Raw genomic sequence first — 17,004 nt, 5'->3', positions numbered from 1 at the left:
CCCGCACCCCATCCGCACCACCCCCAACGCACCCCGGACAAGGAGATGTTTCGATGCGCCGCACCCTGATGATCGCCAGTGCCACCCTTCTGCTGGCTGTGACCGCCACGGCCTCCGCCCGTGACACCCGAGTGGAGCAGTCCCTGCAGGAACTTGTCAGCTCGCAGGCCGCCCGCGATGCCGGCATCGATGGCAGCGTGCGCTTCTATCTGGCCGGTCAGCCGGTCAGCGTGCAGCAGCGTCTGGGTGAAGACGTCACCAACCGGAAGACCAACGCCGCCAACAAGAGCGATGCCGAAGCCTGCCGCTGGGTGGCGCTGTCGGCGCTGCGCGCACTGCAGGACGGCGCCCGCTCGCGTGGCGCCAATGCGGTGGTCGACATCGTCAGCTACTACAAGAAGAACGAGTTCAGGAGCGCGAGCAACTACGAGTGCTGGGCGGGCACGTTCGTGGCCGGCGTCGCCCTGAAGGGCACCTACGCCAAGGTCAAGTAAGCATCCGTGTGGCGGCGGCCGAGGCTGAACGCCGCCGCCACATTGCTGAACCCCGCCGGGGAAACGCCGTCGATCCTGCCGGCATCGTCGGCCGACGGCTTTCCCCGGTGTCGGCTTTCCGACACAATCAGGGCTCTTCCCGGGTTATCGTCCCGTGGACATGCACGCCTACGTCTATAAAAGCCAACTCAAGCCGGACACCTTCGTCTACGTTCCCCGACGCGATGACTTCAGCGCGCTGCCTGCGCCGCTGGTGGCGTCGCTGGGTACGCTCACCTTCGTCCTGGACGTGGCCCTGGAGCCGCAGCGCCGCCTCGCCCAGGCCGATCCGGCCAAGGTGCGCAGCGAAATGAGCGAACGCGGGTTCTACCTGCAGGTGCCGCCGTCGGTGACCAGCATGATGCCGCGCCACAATGACTGAGCTTTCCCGTCCGCGCGCCCTGTCGATCGCCTTCGTCCTGGGTGCCCTGCTGGCGCTGGGTGCCGCCGTCGGCGGCCTGCCGGGGGCGGTGCTTGCTGCGCTGGCGCAGCCGGCGTATGCCCTGGGCATTTCGTGGTGGCGGCGCAGCCGTGCGGTACTGCCGCCGAAGTTGATCGCGCAGCAGGACCTGCCGGCCCTGCTGGCGCTGTGGACCGCCGCGCCGGTACTGCTGGCCCTGCTGCTGGCCTGGCCGCTGGCGGCACTGCGCGACAGCGGCAGCCTGGCGGCGGTGCTCGGGCTGAGCGTGCTGGTCAGTGCCGGTTTGCTGGCGGCCTGGCGTACGTGGCCGCTGTGGAATGATGTCGAGCGGCTGGATGGCAGCCTGGCGCAGCACTGGCAAGCGTTGGCCGGCCGTGACCTCACTGCCTGGCGTGGCCTTGTCGTGGCCGCGCTGGTGATCGCGCTGGCCGCACTGGTGGTGTTGCCGGCATGGCCAGGGCTGCTGCCGGAAAGCGCGCGCTGGCCCGCCACGTTGACCGTGCTGCTGGGGTCGCCGTTGCTGCATCTGCTGCTGCAGCGGGTCGCACCGGCGCCACTGGTGTCGCTGCGCGTGAACCCGGGCCCGCTGGCCGATGCCGGTGCGACACACGCGCCGCTGCTCCCCGCTGCCAGCGAGACCACGCCGCTGGAGGCGATGGCCCCGCAGGAACTGACGCCTGCGCTGCATGAAGCGGCGCGCCACGGTCGCATCGACCGGGCGCTGCAGCTGCTGCAGGCCGGCGCGGACCCGCACGCGTTGCCGGACCCGAACTGGCGTGATCAGCGCAGCCTGGCGGTACTGGCGGCGGTGTTGCCGGACCTGCGCCTGCTGCGTGAACTGATTGCCCGCGGGGTCGATGTGAACGCGCCGCACCGGGGCATGACGCCGCTGCTGGCGGCCACCCGCGACAGCTGGCATGGTCGCCCCGAAGCCGTGATGACCCTGCTGGCCAATGGCGCCGATTCTCGCGCTACCGACAGCGAGGGCAACACGCCGTTGCACCACGCGGCTCGAAGCTCCGACCCCGGCGTTGCCGCGCTGCTGCGCGATGCCGCGGCCGAAGTGGATGCACTCAACCACGAGGGCTGGTCCCCGCTGGCCGTGGCCTGCCAGGTAGGCAACTGGCGCCTGGCCCGCTTCCTGCTCGAACGCGGTGCCCGCACCGAGCCGGCGGACGGCACGCCGGTCCTGCTCGCCGCAGCCGCCACCGAAGACGATGATCCGGCCGGCGTGCAGCTGCTGCTCAAGCACAAGGCGCGTGCGGATGCGCGCGACCGCCAACGTCGCAGCGCACTGCACGAAGCGGCCCTGGCCGGCCACGTTGAAATCATCGGCGTGCTGCTCGCTGCCGGTGCAAACCTGGAAGCACGCGACGCGCTCGGTCGCACGCCGTGGCTGGAGGCCGCGCGTGCCGGTCGCGCCGCCGTCATCGAACACCTCCTGCCGCACAAGCCTGACCTGGTGGCTGTCGATGGCGAGGGCCGCAACGCGGTGCAGCTGGCGGCCATGGCCGATACGGTTTCGCCCCTGCTGGTCAAGCGCCTGGTCGAACTGGGCATCACCGCCGATGCGGCCGATCCGGTCGGTCGGCGTGCGGTCGACTACGCGGCCGAAGCCGGTCGCTGGGCCATCGTCGCGCTGCTTGATCCGTCCTATCCGCTGCCTGCGGCGGTCAGCGATGGCCTGGCCGAGCGCGGTGAGGCCGCCAGCGCCAGTGGCCTGCTGCCTGATCGGCCGCCGCTGACCCTGCTGCGCGAAGCACTGGGCTTCGGCAACACCGATGGCATGGCCGCCCTGGCCAAGCTGTGCCAGCCGCAGGAGCTGGGCAGCCTGCTGCTGGATCCGGAGCTGGCCCTGGAGCCGCGTGCCGTGGATTGGCTGCTGGCCCATGGTGCCGACCCCTATGTGCGTGATGCCTGCGCCGACACGCCGATGTTCGCGCTGCTGTCGCGCGGCGTCGATGCGGTGCCGGCGCTGCAGGTCATGCTGCAGCATGGCCTGTCGCCGGCCGGCCGCGGCGGCCTGGCCCGTTTCCTGGCCGCCTGCGCGCAGCACGATCAGGCGGCCCGCGGACTGGAACAGCTGGCGCTGGAACTGCTGGAGCGGGGTGCTGATCCGTTCGCCGCATCGCCGGCAGGCGATCCGCCGCTGTCGTTGGCGGTGCGCCTGGGCTGGCTGCGCCTGCAGCAGGCCCTGCTCAAGACTGGTGTCGACCGTGAGGCGCGCGACAGCCATGGCATGACCGCCCTGCACCTGGCGACCGCGCTGGCCCGGGAAGGTGCGCTGAAGCTGCTGGTACAGCACGGCGCCTCGCCGGAGGCACGCGCCGCCGATGGCCAGACCCCCCTGGGTGTGGCGCTGTCGAGTGGTCGTCGTGATCTGGCCGACTGGCTGGACTGGCGGGTGTGGCCACTGCCACGCCGTACCCTGCGCGATGCCGACCTGCCCTCTGCGGCGATGGCCGGCGATGTCGATGCGGTGCGTCGCCTGATCGATCTGGGGTTCGCCGTTGATGCCGTGGATGCGCAGGGCTGCACGGCGCTGCTGCGTGCCGCCGGCGGCGGCCATCTGGCGGTGACCGACCTGCTGCTGGCACGGGGCGCCGATCCGCAGCACGCAGCGGCCAGCGGCGCAACGCCGTTGTCGGCCGCGGTCAGCATGCGCCAGGTCGAGATCGTGTCGGCCCTGCTCGATGCCGGTGCCAAGCTTGAACACCGGCTGCCGGGGGGAGTGACCGTGCTGATGCTGGCCTCCGCGCTGGGCCTGCCGGACATCGTCGCGCGCCTGCTGACCGCAGGTGCCGATGTACACGCCGGAGACGCGCAGCAACTGGGCCCGCTGCACTGCGCGGCCCTGTACGGCTTCAGCGCACGTGACCGCCCGCGGTTGCTGGCGTTGCTGGACACGCTGCTGCTGGCCGGTGCCGAACCGGAACAGGCCGCCGCCGGTTCGGTCACACCGCTGCTGCTGCTGCTGGGAGCGCGCGCCGAGCCGGGTACGGCCTGCGACGAGCAGGTGGTGATGGCCGCGGTGGAGCGTCTGCTGGAAGAGGATGTCAGCCTGGACGTGCGCGATCCGCGTGGTTTCGGCCCGCTGCACCTGGCGGCGCTGCACGGCCTGCCGCTGCTGGTACAGCGCCTGCTGCGTGCCGGCGCCGACCCAGACGTGCGGGACAGCCTGAACCGCAGTCCGCGCGAGATCGCCGTGATGCGTGGCTTCATCGACGTTGCCGGCGAGTTCGAGCCGCGCGTACCGGGCGTGTCCTCGATGGCCCGGTTCCTGCGCGACAACGGCTGAGAATCGGGGGTCAGAACCCTTTCCGTTGGAAAGGGCTCTGACCCCGATCATGCGGAATGCCGACGATGCTCGGCAGCCCTTTCGCCGTCAGCGCTGCGCGTCGCCGTCGCTTTCCGCGTCGGCCTCGAACAGATGCATCAGGTCGTTGCGGGCATCGCGCGAGGTCTGGATCACGGCCGCCTCGTCGTCGTACACCAGGTACTGGTCGCGCAGCAGCTGTTCGTCGTGTTCGCGGAAGCGCTGCACATGGCGTTGGGCAACATCGGGTGCCACCCCCAGCGCGGTCAGCACGCGACCGCTCATTTCCAGGCTGGTAGCGAACACTTCGCGGAACGGTTCGGCCGACATGTCCATCAGTCGCCATGCATGCTGGCGGTTGCGCGCACGTGCCAGCACCTTCGCCTCCGGATACAGGCGCCGCACCATCCGTACCGCACGCAGATTGGTCTCCGGGTCGTCCACGGTGATCACGAACACATCGATATGTTCACCACCGGCGGCGCGCAGCATCTCCGGGCGCGTCGGATCGCCATAGTAGAGCTGGTTGCCGAAGCGACGCAGGTCGGCCACCGTGTCCGGGTTCGCTTCCAGTGCCACGAACGGCACCTTCTGTGCGGTCAGCAGGCGCGCGATGACCTGGCCGACGCGGCCCATGCCGGCAATCAGGACTTTCGGCCGGTTGTCCGGCGCGACCTTGTCGGCGTCGGCCGCGGCGCGCGGGGCCACCTTCTCCTGCCCGAGCAGCCGCATCAGGGCGATCATCAGCAGCGGCGTGATCGCCATCGACAGGCCGACAATGGCCACCAGCCGGTCGTGGTTGGCGTTGCCCAGCAGATGCGCGCGCTGCGCCTCGTTGAACACCACGAAGGCGAACTCGCCGCCCAGCCACAGCACGCTGCCCAGCAGCAGCGATTGCCGCGAACCCAGCCGGGCGATGCGGCCGATGGCATACAGCAGACTGAACTTGACCACCAGCAGGATGGCCACGCCGGCGGCGATCAGCCACGGCTCGGCGGCGATGCGGTCGAGATCGATGCCCATGCCGACGGCGATGAAGAACAGGCCCAGCAGCAGGCCCTTGAACGGCTCGATCTGCGCTTCCAGCTCGTGCCGGAACTCGGAATCGGACAGCAGCACGCCGGCCAGGAACGCACCCAGGCTGGGGCTCAGGCCGGCCTCCTGCATGAACCACGCCGTGCCCAGCACGACCAGCAGGGCGGTGGCGGTGAACACCTCCGGGCTGCGGGTACGGGCGATGACACCGAACAGCCGGCGCAGGACCGGCCGCCCGCACAGGATCACCACGGCCAGCGCGCCCAGCGCCACTGCGGCATCCTCCCAACGCAGCGTCTGGTTCTTGACGCCGCCCAGCAGCGGGATGGCCGCCAGCAGCGGGATCGCGATCAGGTCCTGGAACAGCAGGATGGCAAAGCCGAGCCGGCCGTGGTCGCTGTTGATCGCCTTGTGCTCGGACAGCAGCTGCAGGCCCACGGCCGTGGAGGACAGCGCCAGCGCCACGCCCACCACCAGCGCGCTCTTCCACTGGAAGTGATCGAGCAGCAGCAGGCCGCCCAGTACCAGGCCGGACAGCGCTACCTGCGCGGCACCGGCGCCGAACACCGAGCGCCGCATCACCTTCAGGCGGGCCGGCGACAGTTCCAGCCCGATCACGAACAGCAGCATCACCACGCCGATCTCGGCCGCACCGAGAATGCGATCGGCGTCCTGCACGAAGCCCAGCCCATCCGGCCCCAGCACCACCCCCGCGGCCAGGTAGCCCAGTACCGCGCCGAAGCCGAAGCGCTTGAACACCGGCACCGCGATGACGGCGGCCAGCAGCAGGACCAGGGCCAGTTCCAGACCGCCGCTATGCATGGGAATACCTGGTCATCGCAGAGGCCTGCCGTACGTGGGTGCGGGGAGGAGAGGGGCGGCGGACGCCGCTGCGACATTATGCGCGCCGCATCGTGCACGCGCGGCAATGGCCGCTGCGGGTTGACCTGCGCGGCCGGCAGGTCCAGACTGCCCGCCGCTGGCGGCCCGCCGCCGGCACACGCATCCCGGAGTTCCCGACCCATGTCCAGCGACAGTAGAAGTCGACCTCGTTCGACGCCAGCGATGGCCACCGCCTGACATCGGGACGGTTCGCCTGCGTTGGCGTTGCGCGAGGTCGCACCCCACAAGGCAAACCGATGAACCAGAAGCAATTGCTGCGTCCAGTGGCCGATGCCGCTGCATTGGCGGCACCGCTGGCGGACTACAACACCGCCGACGCGGTGGAGTTCCTCAACACGCTGGAGCTGCAGCGCGCTGCCGACACGCTGGCGGCGCTGCCGCTGCCGCGTGCAGTGAAGATGCTGGAAGCCCCCGAACTGCATCGCAGCGGCGAGCTGGTGGCCGCGCTGCCACCGGCGCGGGCCGCTGCGCTGCTCGGGCTGATGGCCGACGACCGCGCCACCGACATCGTTCACGAACTGGATGAGGACGAGCGCGCGCGGCTGATCCCGTTGCTGGGCGCCGATGCCCGCCAGGCCATCCAGACGCTGCTCGGCTACCCGCCAAACACGGCCGGTGCGCTGATGACCACCGAGTACGTCGCCGTGCCGGCCAGCTGGACGGTGGCGCAGACGCTGCAGCACATCCGCCAGGTCGAGCGCACGCGCGAGACCGTGTACGCGATCTACGTCCTGGACCCGGTCAGCCAGCGTCTGCAGCAGGTGGTGACCATGCGCCGCCTGATCACCGGCCTGCCCGAGGAGTCGATCCTCGAGGTGGCCCAGGTCAATCCGCCAGTAACCGTGGACGCGTTGATGGACCAGGAAGAGGTGGCGCGGCTGATCCGTCGCCACGACCTGCTGGCCATTCCGGTGGTCGATGCCAGCCAGCGGATGCTGGGCATCGTCACCGTGGACGACGTGCTTGATGCGCTGATCGAGGAATCCACCGAAGACGCGCACAAGTTCGGCGGCATGGAAGCGCTGGACAAGCCGTACATGCAGATCGGCTTCCTGGAGATGCTGCGCAAGCGCGCCGGCTGGCTGAGCGTGCTGTTCCTGGGCGAGATGCTGACGGCCAGCGCCATGCAGCACTACGAGGACGAACTGGCACGTGCGGTGGTGCTGACGTTGTTCATCCCGTTGATCATGAGTTCCGGCGGCAACTCCGGCTCGCAGGCCACCTCGCTGCTGATCCGCAGCCTGGCGCTGCGCGAGCTGCGCCTGCGCGACTGGTGGAAGGTGGCCCTGCGCGAGATTCCGACCGGCATGGTGCTGGGTGCCATTCTCGGTGCCCTGGCGATCGTCCGCATCGTCATCTGGCAGCTGGGTGGCCTGCACGACTACGGCGAGCACTGGGTGCTGCTGGCGATCACGATCGGTGCGGCGCTGGTGGGCATCGTCACCTTCGGGTCATTGTCGGGTTCGATGCTGCCGTTCGTGCTCAAGCGGCTGGGATTCGACCCGGCCAGCGCATCCGCCCCGTTCGTGGCCACGCTGGTCGACGTGACCGGGCTGGTGATCTATTTCAGCATCGCCGCGATGATCCTGCGCGGCACGCTGCTGTAGGGCCCTGTCGCCCCGCATGCGGCGGGGCGCCGCATCCCCCGCCTGCTTTGTTGCGCTGGATCATGCGCCTGTTGCGCGGGTGCGTGTACCGTAGGCGCATGAGTACCTACCACCTGCAGTCAGTGTTCCGTCCGCAGTCGGTCGCAGTGATCGGCGGCAGTCCGCGCGAGCGCTCGGCCGGCCGCGCGGTGATGCGCAACCTGCGCGGTACGGGCTTCCCCGGCAAGGTGGCGTGGATCAATCCGCGCCACGCCGAAATCGATGGCATCCGCACGGTGAAGCGGCTGAAGGATCTGGACTGGGTGCCGGATCTCGTGGTGATCACCGCGCCGGCCGCCATCGTGCCGCAGGTGGTGCGTACCGCGGCCGAGCGGGGTGTGCAGGCGGCGATCATCCTCACCGCGCATCTGGGGGATGGCCCGGGTTCACTGTCGGCGCAGGTGGAGGCCGTGGCCCGCCGGCACGGTCTGCGCATCCTGGGCCCGCATTGCCTGGGTGTGATCGCGCCGCACGCACGGCTCAACGCCAGCATCGCCGCACACTTCCCGCAGGCTGGCGATCTTGCGTTGATATCCGAATCCTCGGCGATTGCCGCGGCGCTGGTGGAATGGGGCGTGGCGCGTTCGGTGGGTTTCTCCGCCGTGGTCTCGCTGGGCGATACGCTGGACGTCGACTTCGGCGATCTGCTGGACTATTTCGCCACCGATTACCGCACGCGCGCCATCCTGCTCTACGTCGAACAGATCAAGGACGCGCGCAAATTCATGTCGGCGGCGCGTGCGGCCGCGCGCGCCAAGCCCGTGGTGGTGGTGAAGTCCGGCCGCAGCGAGCGCGTGCAGCCTGGCAGCCGCGATACCCATGTGCAGGCGCTTGCACGAGCCGATGATGTCTACGGCGCTGCGTTCAACCGCGCCGGCCTGCTGCGCGTGGGTGCGCTGGACGAGCTGTTCACCGCCGCAGAGACCCTGGGCCGGCTGGGTACCTTCCCGGGCCGTCGGCTGGCCATCCTCAGCAATGGGGGGGGCGTCGGCCGGCTGGCCGTGGACCAGCTGGCCGCGCTGCGCGGAACCCTGGCGAACCTGTCCGACAGCACGGTCGAAAAGCTCGATGCGGTGCTGCCGCAGGGCTGGTCGCGCAGCAATCCGGTGGACATCGTGGTGGATGCCGATGGTGATCGCTATGCCGCGGCCATCGAGGCCCTGCTGGCCGACAACGAGAACGATGCGGTGATGGTGGTCAACGTACCGACGGCGTTCACCTCGTCGGCCGACGCCGCGCAGGCGCTGACCCGCACGCTCGGCCTGCGCCCGCGCCACCATCGCGACAAGCCGGTGTTCGCCGTGTGGCTGGGCAACGACGACCAGGCCACCGCCACGCTCAATGCGGCGCGCGTGCCGACCTATCCCACCGAAGCCGAAGCGGTACGTGGCTTCCAGCATCTGGTGCGCTATCGGGAAGCGCAGAACGCACTGATGGAAACCCCGCCGAGCCTGCCGCAGGACTTCAGCGTGGATGCGGCCGCGGCGCGCACGCTGGTCGAGGCCGCGCTGGCCAACGGCCAGCAGTGGCTGGACCCGTTGGCCACGCACGAGCTGCTGAAGGCCTATGGCATTCCCTCCGCGCCGGTGATGCATGCGCGCGACGCGCACGAGGCCATGGATCTGGCGCAGCCGCTGCTGGAGCGGGGTGCGACCGTCGCCTTGAAGATCCTGTCACCGGACATCCCGCACAAGTCCGAAGTGGACGGCGTGCGCCTGAACCTGTCGACGCTGCCGGCGGTGCAGGCTGCGGCCAAGGCGATCCTGTCGCGTGCACGCCAGCTGCGCCCGGATGCACGCATCGACGGTCTGCTGGTGCAGCCGACCATCGTCCGCCCGAAAGCGCGTGAACTGATCGTGGGCATCGCCGATGACGCGACCTTCGGCCCGGTGATCGTGGTCGGTCGCGGCGGCACGGCGGTGGAGGTGATCAACGACAAGGCACTGGCCTTGCCGCCGCTGGATCTGCGCCTGGCCCACGAGCTGATCGGGCGTACCCGTGCGTCGCGGATCCTCAAGGCCTATGGCGATGTTCCCGCTGCCGATGAGCGCGCACTGGCCCTGGCGCTGGTGAAACTGGCGCAGCTGGCCGCCGACATTCCGGAAGTGCGCACGCTGGATATCAATCCGCTGCTGGTCGATGGCAAGGGCATTCTCGCTCTCGATGCACGCGTCGCCATCGCGCCTTCGCGCATCCTGCACAAGGGTCGCGGCCATCCGCGCTTCTCGGTGTTCCCGTATCCGAAGGAGTGGGAGCGCACCATCGAGCTGTCCGATGGCGGTCACGCCTTCGTGCGCCCGGTGCGCCCCGAGGACGACGCGCTGTTCCGCGCGTTCTTTGCCCGGGTCAGCGACGAGGATCTGCGCCTGCGCTTCTTCCAGTCGGTGAAGCACTTCAGCCACGAGTTCATCGCCCGTCTGACCCAGCTCGACTATGCGCGCTCAATCGCGCTGGTGGCCATCGAACCGCGCAGCGGCGAGATGCTCGGCGCCGTGCGCCTGCACGCGGATGCGGATTATCACCGCGGCGAGTACGGCATCCTGATCCGCTCCGACCTGAAGGGCCATGGCATTGGCTGGCGACTGATGGCGATCATGATCGAGTATGCGAAGTGGCTGGGGCTGCACGTGGTCGAGGGACAGGTGCTGCGCGAGAACAGCACCATGCTGGCGATGTGCCAGAGCCTGGGCTTCAAGACCCGGCTGGACCCGGACGACCCGACGGTGATGATGGTGACCCTGCCGGTGCAGCAGGTGGACGTTCCCGAGGTGCCGCCGGTGGCGTGAGGGTTCCTCATCGGCAGCGCCGGGCCGTGCCCGGCGGTCCCCATCGCAATCGCTCAACCACCGCCCTGCAGTAGCACGGCACTCCGGTCACGCCGGTCATCCCATCGGCGGCGTCGTAACGCCGAAGTGATCGTGGCATACCGTCCGTGCGGTTGCGACAATGCGGGCCATGACTGACCGCATCCCCTTGCTGCTGCTCCCCGGCCTGCTCAACGATGCCGAGCTGTGGCGCGCGCAGCTGGCCGACCTGGCCGATATCGCCGAGTGCAGCGTGGGCGACCAGACCCGCGGCGCGACCCTGCAGGCGGTGGCCGAGGATGTGCTGGCGCAGGCACCTGCGCGCTTCGCGCTGGCCGGGTTCTCGCTGGGAGGCTTCGTTGCCCAGCAGATCCTGCGCGTCGCACCGGAGCGGGTGCTGCGGCTGGCGCTGATCGACACCTCGATCCACGCCGATTCGCCGGAGCGTGCCGAGCAGCGTCGCAGCCAGCGCGCCAGCGTGCGCCTGCCCGGGAAGTTCCATGGATTCGGTGACGTCCTGATGCGCAGCTACATCGATGCCTCGCGGCTGGACGACTATGTACTGGTGCAGCGCGTGCGCGACATGACGGCGCGTCTTGGCGCGGAGGTGTTCCTGCGACAGAGCGCGCTGGAACGTCGTGACGGCCACGATGTGCTGGCCGGATATCGTGATCCGCTGCTGATCGTGTGCGGTGCCAACGACCGCATCACGCCATTGGCGGTGAGCGAGGAGATGCACGCGCTGGTACCGCACTCGCAGCTGGTGGTGGTGCCCGACTGCGGGCACCTGGCGCCGATGGAGAAGCCGGATGAGGTCAGTGCGGCGATGCGCGGGTGGCTGCTGCAGGACTGAAGGGCCCGCCGGGCATGGCCCGGCGCTACCTGTGGCGATCCGGTAGCGCCGGAGCGCGCCCGGCGGCCCCCATCGTCATCGTCCGGTAGCGCCGGGCCGTGCCCGGCGGCTTCGGCTCAGTCCCAGGCCGGCGCGATGCCTTCCGGATTGGCCAGCCGATGCCCGCGGTCGAGCCTGGCAATCTGTGCCATGTCCTCCTCGGTCAAACGGATGGCCGCCGCTTCCAGATTGGAGGCCAGGTTCTCGCGCCGGGTCGAGGACGGAATCACCGCAAAGCCCTGCTGCAGTGCCCATGCCAGTGCGATCTGTGCCGGCGTGGCCTGGTGGCGGCCGGCGATGGCCTGGATCACCGGGTCCTTGATGACTTCGCCATAGGCCAGGCTCATGTAGGCGGTGACAGGGATGCCGTTTTCCTGCAGGAACTTCACCAGCAGGCGATTCTGCAGGTAGGGATGGATCTCGACCTGATTGGTGGCGATGGCGTCGGCGCCGAGGATGCCGATTGCCTTGCGCGTCTGCGCGATGGTGAAGTTGGAGATGCCGATCTCCCTGGTGAGGCCCTGCGCCCTGGCTTCGGCCAGCGCCGGCAGGTACTCCTCCATCGGCACGTCGACCTTGTCGTTCGGTGAGGGCCAGTGGATCAGCGCCAGGTCGACATGGTCGGTGCGCAGCTTCTTCAGGCTGTCGTGCAGGCTGGCCAGCAGCGCATCGCGCTTGAACTCGGTGATCCAGACCTTGGTGGTCAGGTAGATCTCGTCACGCGGCACGCCGGATTCGGCGATGGCCTGGCCGACCTCGGCCTCGTTGTCGTAGATCTGCGCGGTATCGATGGCGCGGTAACCGACGTCCAGTGCGTTGCGTACCGAGTCGATCACAGTCTGGCCTTTCAGGCGGAAGGTGCCGAGACCGAAAGCGGGGACAGTCATGGGGGAACTCCAGCTAATGGGGGGAAGGGCGCGGTAGATCCGCACAAGGGTAGGGCAGGGCCTGCATGCATGCCGGCAACGGTGCATTGCGCAGGCGTGGAGATGCGTCGGTAGTGAGCGGCGTCGTATCAGTGTGCGGTGATCGCGGTGCCCTCGGCGCGGTCGTCGATGCCGTCCCGACGGTCCAGGCGGCCGCTGAGCACGGTCAATGCATAGGCACCCACCACCACCAGCGCGCCCAGCCACGGCGTATGCATCAGGCCGACGTTCTCCACCACCAGGCCGCCCAGCGATGCGCCCAGGGCGATGCCGATGTTGAATGCAGCGATGTTCAGTCCGGATGCCACGTCGGTGGCCTGCGGCGCATAGCGCTGCGCCTGCTTGACCACATAGACCTGCAGTCCGGGCACGTTGCCGAAGGCCACCGCACCCAGGGCCAGCACCGTCAGCAACATCAACACCGTGTTGTGGGCGGTGAAGGTGAGCGCCAACAGGACCATGGCCAGCAGGGCGAAGATGCGCCTGAGCGCCGGAACCGGACCCATGCGGTCGGCCATGCGGCCGCCCCACAGATTGCCGATCGCCACCGACACGCCATACACCAGCAGTACCAGGCTGACCGCGTTGGCCGAGAAGCCGGTGACGTCCTGCAGGATGGGCGCCAGGTAGGTGAAGGCCAGGAACGTGCCGCCGTAGCCCAGTGCCGTCATCGCGTAGACCAGCAGCAGGCGCGGCTGGGCCAGCACGGCCAGCTGCTGGCGGAAGCGGGCGGGCGCGCTCTGCGGCACAGTGCGCGGCACGAACAGCGCCGCGCCGACCAGGGCGATCACACCCAGGCCGGCCACGGCCAGGAAGGTCGCGCGCCAGCCCAGGTGCTGGCCGATGAAGGTGCCCAGCGGCACGCCGGTCACCAGTGCGACGGTCAGCCCGGTGAACATGATCGCGATCGCGCTGGCGGCCTTTTCTTTCGGCACCACCGCCGTGGCGATGATCGAGCCGATCGAGAAGAACACGCCATGGGCGAGGCCGGTCAGGATGCGGGCGACAATCAGCGAGGCGTAGCCCGGTGCCATCCAGGCGATGACGTTGCCCAGCGTGAACAGCGCCATCAGTGCCACCAGCAGGGTCTTGCGCGGCACGCGGCCGGTCAGCGCGGTCAGCACCGGCGCGCCGATGGCTACGCCCAGGGCGTACAGCGAGACCAGCAGGCCGGCCGAAGGCAGGCTGACCTGCAGGTCGGCGGCGATGGTCGGAATCAGGCCGACGATGACGAATTCGGTGGTGCCGATGGCGAAGGCGCCCAGGGTCAGCGCCAGCAGGGCGAGAGGAATGCCGCGGATCATGGCGGGCTCCGGAGGAAGGAAGGCGCGCAGTGTGCGCGGCCCACCTTTGCCGAAAAACCGGTCTTCACGCCAATCACTCTTGCCTGGTGGTCAATAATAGCGCCATGAAGACCACCCTCGATGAAATGCAGGCCTTTCTGGCCGTGATCGACAGCGGTTCGATCAGTGCCGCCGCCGAGCAGCTGGGTCAGACCCCTTCCGGGGTGAGCCGGGCGCTTGGGCGGCTGGAGGACAAGCTGGGCACCACCCTGCTGACCCGTACCACGCGCCGGCTGCACCTGACCGCCGAAGGCGAGGCCTACCTGCGCCATGCACGGGCGATCATCGACGCGGTGGAGTCGGCCGAAGAGCAGATGGCGGCGCGCCGCGAGCGCCCGGCTGGACGCCTGCGGGTGGATGCGGCCATGCCGTTCGTGCTGCACGTGATCGTCCCCCTGGTGGCGGGCTACCGCGCGCGATACCCGGAGGTGCAGCTGGAGTTGAACAGTTCCGAACGCTACATCGACCTGCTGGAACGACGCACCGACGTGGCCATCCGCATCGGCCCACTGGCCGACTCAACGCTGCACGCGCGCTCGCTGGGCCGCTGCCGGCTGCAGCTGCTGGCCAGCCCGGGCTACCTGGCCGAGCACGGTGAACCGGCCAGCGTGGCGGCGCTGGGTCAGCACACGCTGCTGGGATTCAATGAACCCGAATCGCTGAACCGCTGGCCCGTGCCGGGCGACGCCGACGGCCAGCTGCTGGTACGGCCGGACATCGCCGTATCCAGCGGCGAGACCCTGCGCCGGTTGGCGGTGGAAGGGGTGGGCATCACCTGCCTGTCGGACTTCGTCACCGAACGCGACCGTGCTGCCGGCACGCTGGTGCCGGTACTGGCTGCACAGACGCTGGATGTCTACCAGCCGATCCACGCCGTGTACTACCGCAACACGGCGGTCTCGGCGCGGATCAGCTCGTTCCTGGACCATCTCGGTGACGCGATGGTGCAGTCGGATTACCTGCGCTGAGGCATGCCGCGCTCGCCGGGCATGGCCCGGCGTTACCTGCGCGTTCGGCAGAGCCGGACCCATGCTCGGCTGCACAGGGTCCATGCAGTCCTTCAGGCCGCGCGCGCCAGCGCATCGCCGCTCGCCGCGGGGGGCGACAGATCGAACACATCCACCGCGTCCATCAACCGGTCCGCCTGCTGCTCCAGGCTGCGCGCGGCGGCGCTGGCCTCTTCCACCAGCGCGGCATTCTGCTGGGTCGCGCCGTCCATCTGCACCACGGTCTGGTTGACCTGTTCGATGCCTGCACTCTGTTCCTGCGACGCGGCGGAGATCTCGGCCATGATGTCGGTCACGCGCTGCACCGAGGCGACGATCTCGGCCATGGTCATGCCCGCCTGGCGCACGCGTTGTGCGCCATCGGCTACCTGGTCCACCGAGGTATCGATCAGCGTCTTGATCTCCTTGGCCGCATTGGCTGAACGCTGCGCCAGCGTACGCACCTCACTGGCCACCACGGCGAAGCCCCGGCCCTGCTCACCGGCACGCGCAGCCTCCACCGCTGCGTTCAACGCCAGGATATTGGTCTGGAAGGCGATGCCATCGATCACGCTGATGATGTCGGCGATCTGCCGCGAAGAGGCCTCGATCGCCCCCATCGTCGCCACCACCTGCGTGACCACCTCGCCGCCCTGCGAGGCAACCTCGTGCGCGCCGATCGCAAGCTGGTTGGCCTGGCGTGCGTGCTCGGCGTTCTGGCGCACGGTGGAGGTCAGTTCCTCCATCGATGCTGCCGTCTCCTCCAGGTTGGCAGCCTGCTGCTCGGTGCGGCGCGACAGGTCGTTGTTGCCGGCGGCGATCTCGGCGGCCGCGGCATGGATGCTGCCCGAAGTGTGCTTGATGTCGGTGACGATGGTGGCCAGCTGCGCCGCAGTCGTGTTGGCATCGCCAGCGATGCGGGCGAACACGCCCTGGAAGCTGCCGTGCATGCGCGCGCCAAGCCGGCCATCGGCAATCGCGCGCAGCATCGTTGAGACCTCGCCGAGATTCTGCTCGGTGGTCTGCATGAGCTGGTTCAGGCCCTCCACCATCGCGCGGAAGTCATGCTCGAAGCGCGCGCTGTCACCGCGCTGGCTGAAATCGCCGGCCGCAGCGGCGGCGGCAAGGCGGCGGATCTCGCCGTTGATGGTGCCAAGGTTGGCCTTGGCAGTATCCAGCGCTTCGGTGATGACGGCCTTCTCGCCTGGCAGGCGCTCCATGTCCTCGCTGAGATCGCCCACCGCATAGCGGCCCATGATCGTGATCGCGCGCATCTTCACCCGGATGTGCGCGTCGACCAGCGCGTTGCTGTCGGCCACCATGGTTCCGAATGCGCCAGGGAAGGCGCTGGCATCCATGCGATAGCTGATCGAGCCGGCGTCATGCGCCTTCGCCATTGCCGCCTGCGCCTCGAGCACGCCGCCCACCGTGGCCTGCACGGCCTGCATGGCCTGCGCCAGCCGGCCCACTTCATCGCGGCTGCGAACCTGCACGACGTGCTGCAGGTCGCCAGCGGCCACGGCGCGCGCAGCCGCCTCCACCGCCAGCACCGGTTGCACCACCGCGCGGCGCAGCCACCAGGCCAGGCCCATCAGCAGCAGCGCAGCGGCGACCACGGTCAGCACCGCGCACAGCAGCAGCATCTGCCTTGCCTGCTGCGCGCGCGTGGCCACCGCGGCCTCGGCCACCCGGGTGGCCTGCGTGCTCAGCGCGTCCAGCGATGCGGCCACCGCGCGGTCCTTGCCCCGCACCAGGGTATCGCCGGCAGTGGCATCGTAGCCGGCAGCAGCAAACGCCTGCAGTGCAGCGTGATAGTCCTTCTGCAGCTGCGCATGCAGGCCAGCGAAGGCGAGGGCGAGCTCGCGCGTACGGGTATCGGGGCTGCCGGCCAGCCCGCGTGCCAGTCCATCGACGATTCTGCCTTCGCTGTCGAATGCATCCAGATGACGCTGGCGCAGGACCGGATCGTGGCCCCGCAGCAGCACGTTCTTCCATTCCTGCACCTGGCCACGGAACTCGCGCTGCAGGCGTTCGGCATCGCGGCCATGGGCGACTTCGGCAGGCACCTCGGCAGACAGCTTCAGCCAGGCCGACGCCAGGCCGGCCAAGGCACACAGCAGGATGACGGCGAGGCCAAGGGATACGGCGCCGAGCAGCTTCGTCTGCAGTCGCGGCGCATGGGGAGAGGCATTCATGGGG

Annotated in this window: 11 protein-coding genes; 7 read left to right on the top strand and 4 right to left on the bottom strand. The window is 69.1% G+C overall.

Annotated elements, in window-relative coordinates:
- The first annotated feature begins 53 nt into the window (after nucleotides 1–53).
- The 3 genes from AC5P5M_RS07155 to AC5P5M_RS07145 all read left to right on the top strand — a co-directional run bounded on the left by AC5P5M_RS07155 (nucleotide 54) and on the right by AC5P5M_RS07145 (nucleotide 4,252).
- Nucleotides 54–494, top strand: coding sequence for a hypothetical protein (locus AC5P5M_RS07155; protein ID WP_053518098.1), 441 nt, complete (start codon nucleotides 54–56; stop codon nucleotides 492–494).
- Between the two features lie 160 nt (nucleotides 495–654).
- The gene (locus AC5P5M_RS07150) at nucleotides 655–915 is read left to right on the top strand and encodes a YcgL domain-containing protein (RefSeq protein WP_053518100.1); all 261 of its coding nucleotides are present in this window, start codon (nucleotides 655–657) and stop codon (nucleotides 913–915) included.
- Nucleotides 908–4,252, top strand: a complete 3,345-nt coding sequence (locus AC5P5M_RS07145; protein WP_495205699.1) for an ankyrin repeat domain-containing protein — start codon at nucleotides 908–910, stop codon at nucleotides 4,250–4,252. Before AC5P5M_RS07150 ends, AC5P5M_RS07145 begins: the two co-directional genes overlap by 8 nt.
- A gap of 87 nt (nucleotides 4,253–4,339) precedes the next feature.
- On the opposite strand, the gene AC5P5M_RS07140 is transcribed toward AC5P5M_RS07145, so the two are convergent.
- Nucleotides 4,340–6,127, bottom strand: coding sequence for a monovalent cation:proton antiporter-2 (CPA2) family protein (locus tag AC5P5M_RS07140; protein WP_481505288.1), 1,788 nt, complete (start codon nucleotides 6,125–6,127; stop codon nucleotides 4,340–4,342).
- Nucleotides 6,128–6,444: 317 nt separating this feature from the next.
- Here AC5P5M_RS07140 and mgtE point away from each other — a divergent pair, with 317 nt between their 5' ends.
- The 3 genes from mgtE (at nucleotide 6,445) to AC5P5M_RS07125 (ending at nucleotide 11,511) form a co-directional block, all read left to right on the top strand.
- Nucleotides 6,445–7,815, top strand: coding sequence for a magnesium transporter (gene mgtE, locus AC5P5M_RS07135; protein WP_128989953.1), 1,371 nt, complete (start codon nucleotides 6,445–6,447; stop codon nucleotides 7,813–7,815).
- 98 nt (nucleotides 7,816–7,913) lie between these two features.
- Complete coding sequence (locus tag AC5P5M_RS07130) at nucleotides 7,914–10,640, top strand: bifunctional acetate--CoA ligase family protein/GNAT family N-acetyltransferase (protein WP_111187192.1); 2,727 nt, start codon at nucleotides 7,914–7,916, stop codon at nucleotides 10,638–10,640.
- 169 nt (nucleotides 10,641–10,809) lie between these two features.
- A complete protein-coding gene (locus tag AC5P5M_RS07125) occupies nucleotides 10,810–11,511 on the top strand; it encodes an alpha/beta fold hydrolase (RefSeq protein WP_322523115.1) in 702 nt (233 codons plus the stop codon).
- Nucleotides 11,512–11,627: 116 nt separating this feature from the next.
- Here the strand turns inward: AC5P5M_RS07125 and dkgB are convergent, their stop codons facing one another.
- Nucleotides 11,628–12,437 (bottom strand): 2,5-didehydrogluconate reductase DkgB, encoded by an 810-nt coding sequence (gene dkgB, locus AC5P5M_RS07120; RefSeq protein WP_128989949.1) that lies wholly within the window; start codon nucleotides 12,435–12,437, stop codon nucleotides 11,628–11,630.
- Between the two features lie 128 nt (nucleotides 12,438–12,565).
- Nucleotides 12,566–13,780 carry an MFS transporter gene (locus AC5P5M_RS07115; RefSeq protein ID WP_495205698.1) on the bottom strand — a complete coding sequence of 405 codons (1,215 nt, stop codon included), beginning with the start codon at nucleotides 13,778–13,780 and terminating at the stop codon, nucleotides 12,566–12,568.
- A gap of 104 nt (nucleotides 13,781–13,884) precedes the next feature.
- On the opposite strand from AC5P5M_RS07115, the gene AC5P5M_RS07110 reads away from it, so the two are divergent.
- Nucleotides 13,885–14,787, top strand: coding sequence for a LysR family transcriptional regulator (locus AC5P5M_RS07110; protein ID WP_053518115.1), 903 nt, complete (start codon nucleotides 13,885–13,887; stop codon nucleotides 14,785–14,787).
- 92 nt (nucleotides 14,788–14,879) lie between these two features.
- Here AC5P5M_RS07110 and AC5P5M_RS07105 read toward each other — a convergent pair whose 3' ends face one another.
- A complete protein-coding gene (locus tag AC5P5M_RS07105; protein WP_279942680.1) occupies nucleotides 14,880–17,000 on the bottom strand; it encodes a methyl-accepting chemotaxis protein in 2,121 nt (706 codons plus the stop codon).
- Nucleotides 17,001–17,004 lie beyond the last annotated feature (4 nt).

This window comes from Stenotrophomonas sp. YJH_SMC_106-19 (assembly GCF_059368375.1).
The sequence above is the reverse complement of the archived record's forward strand: the minus strand, read 5'-3'. Positions and strand labels throughout refer to the sequence as shown.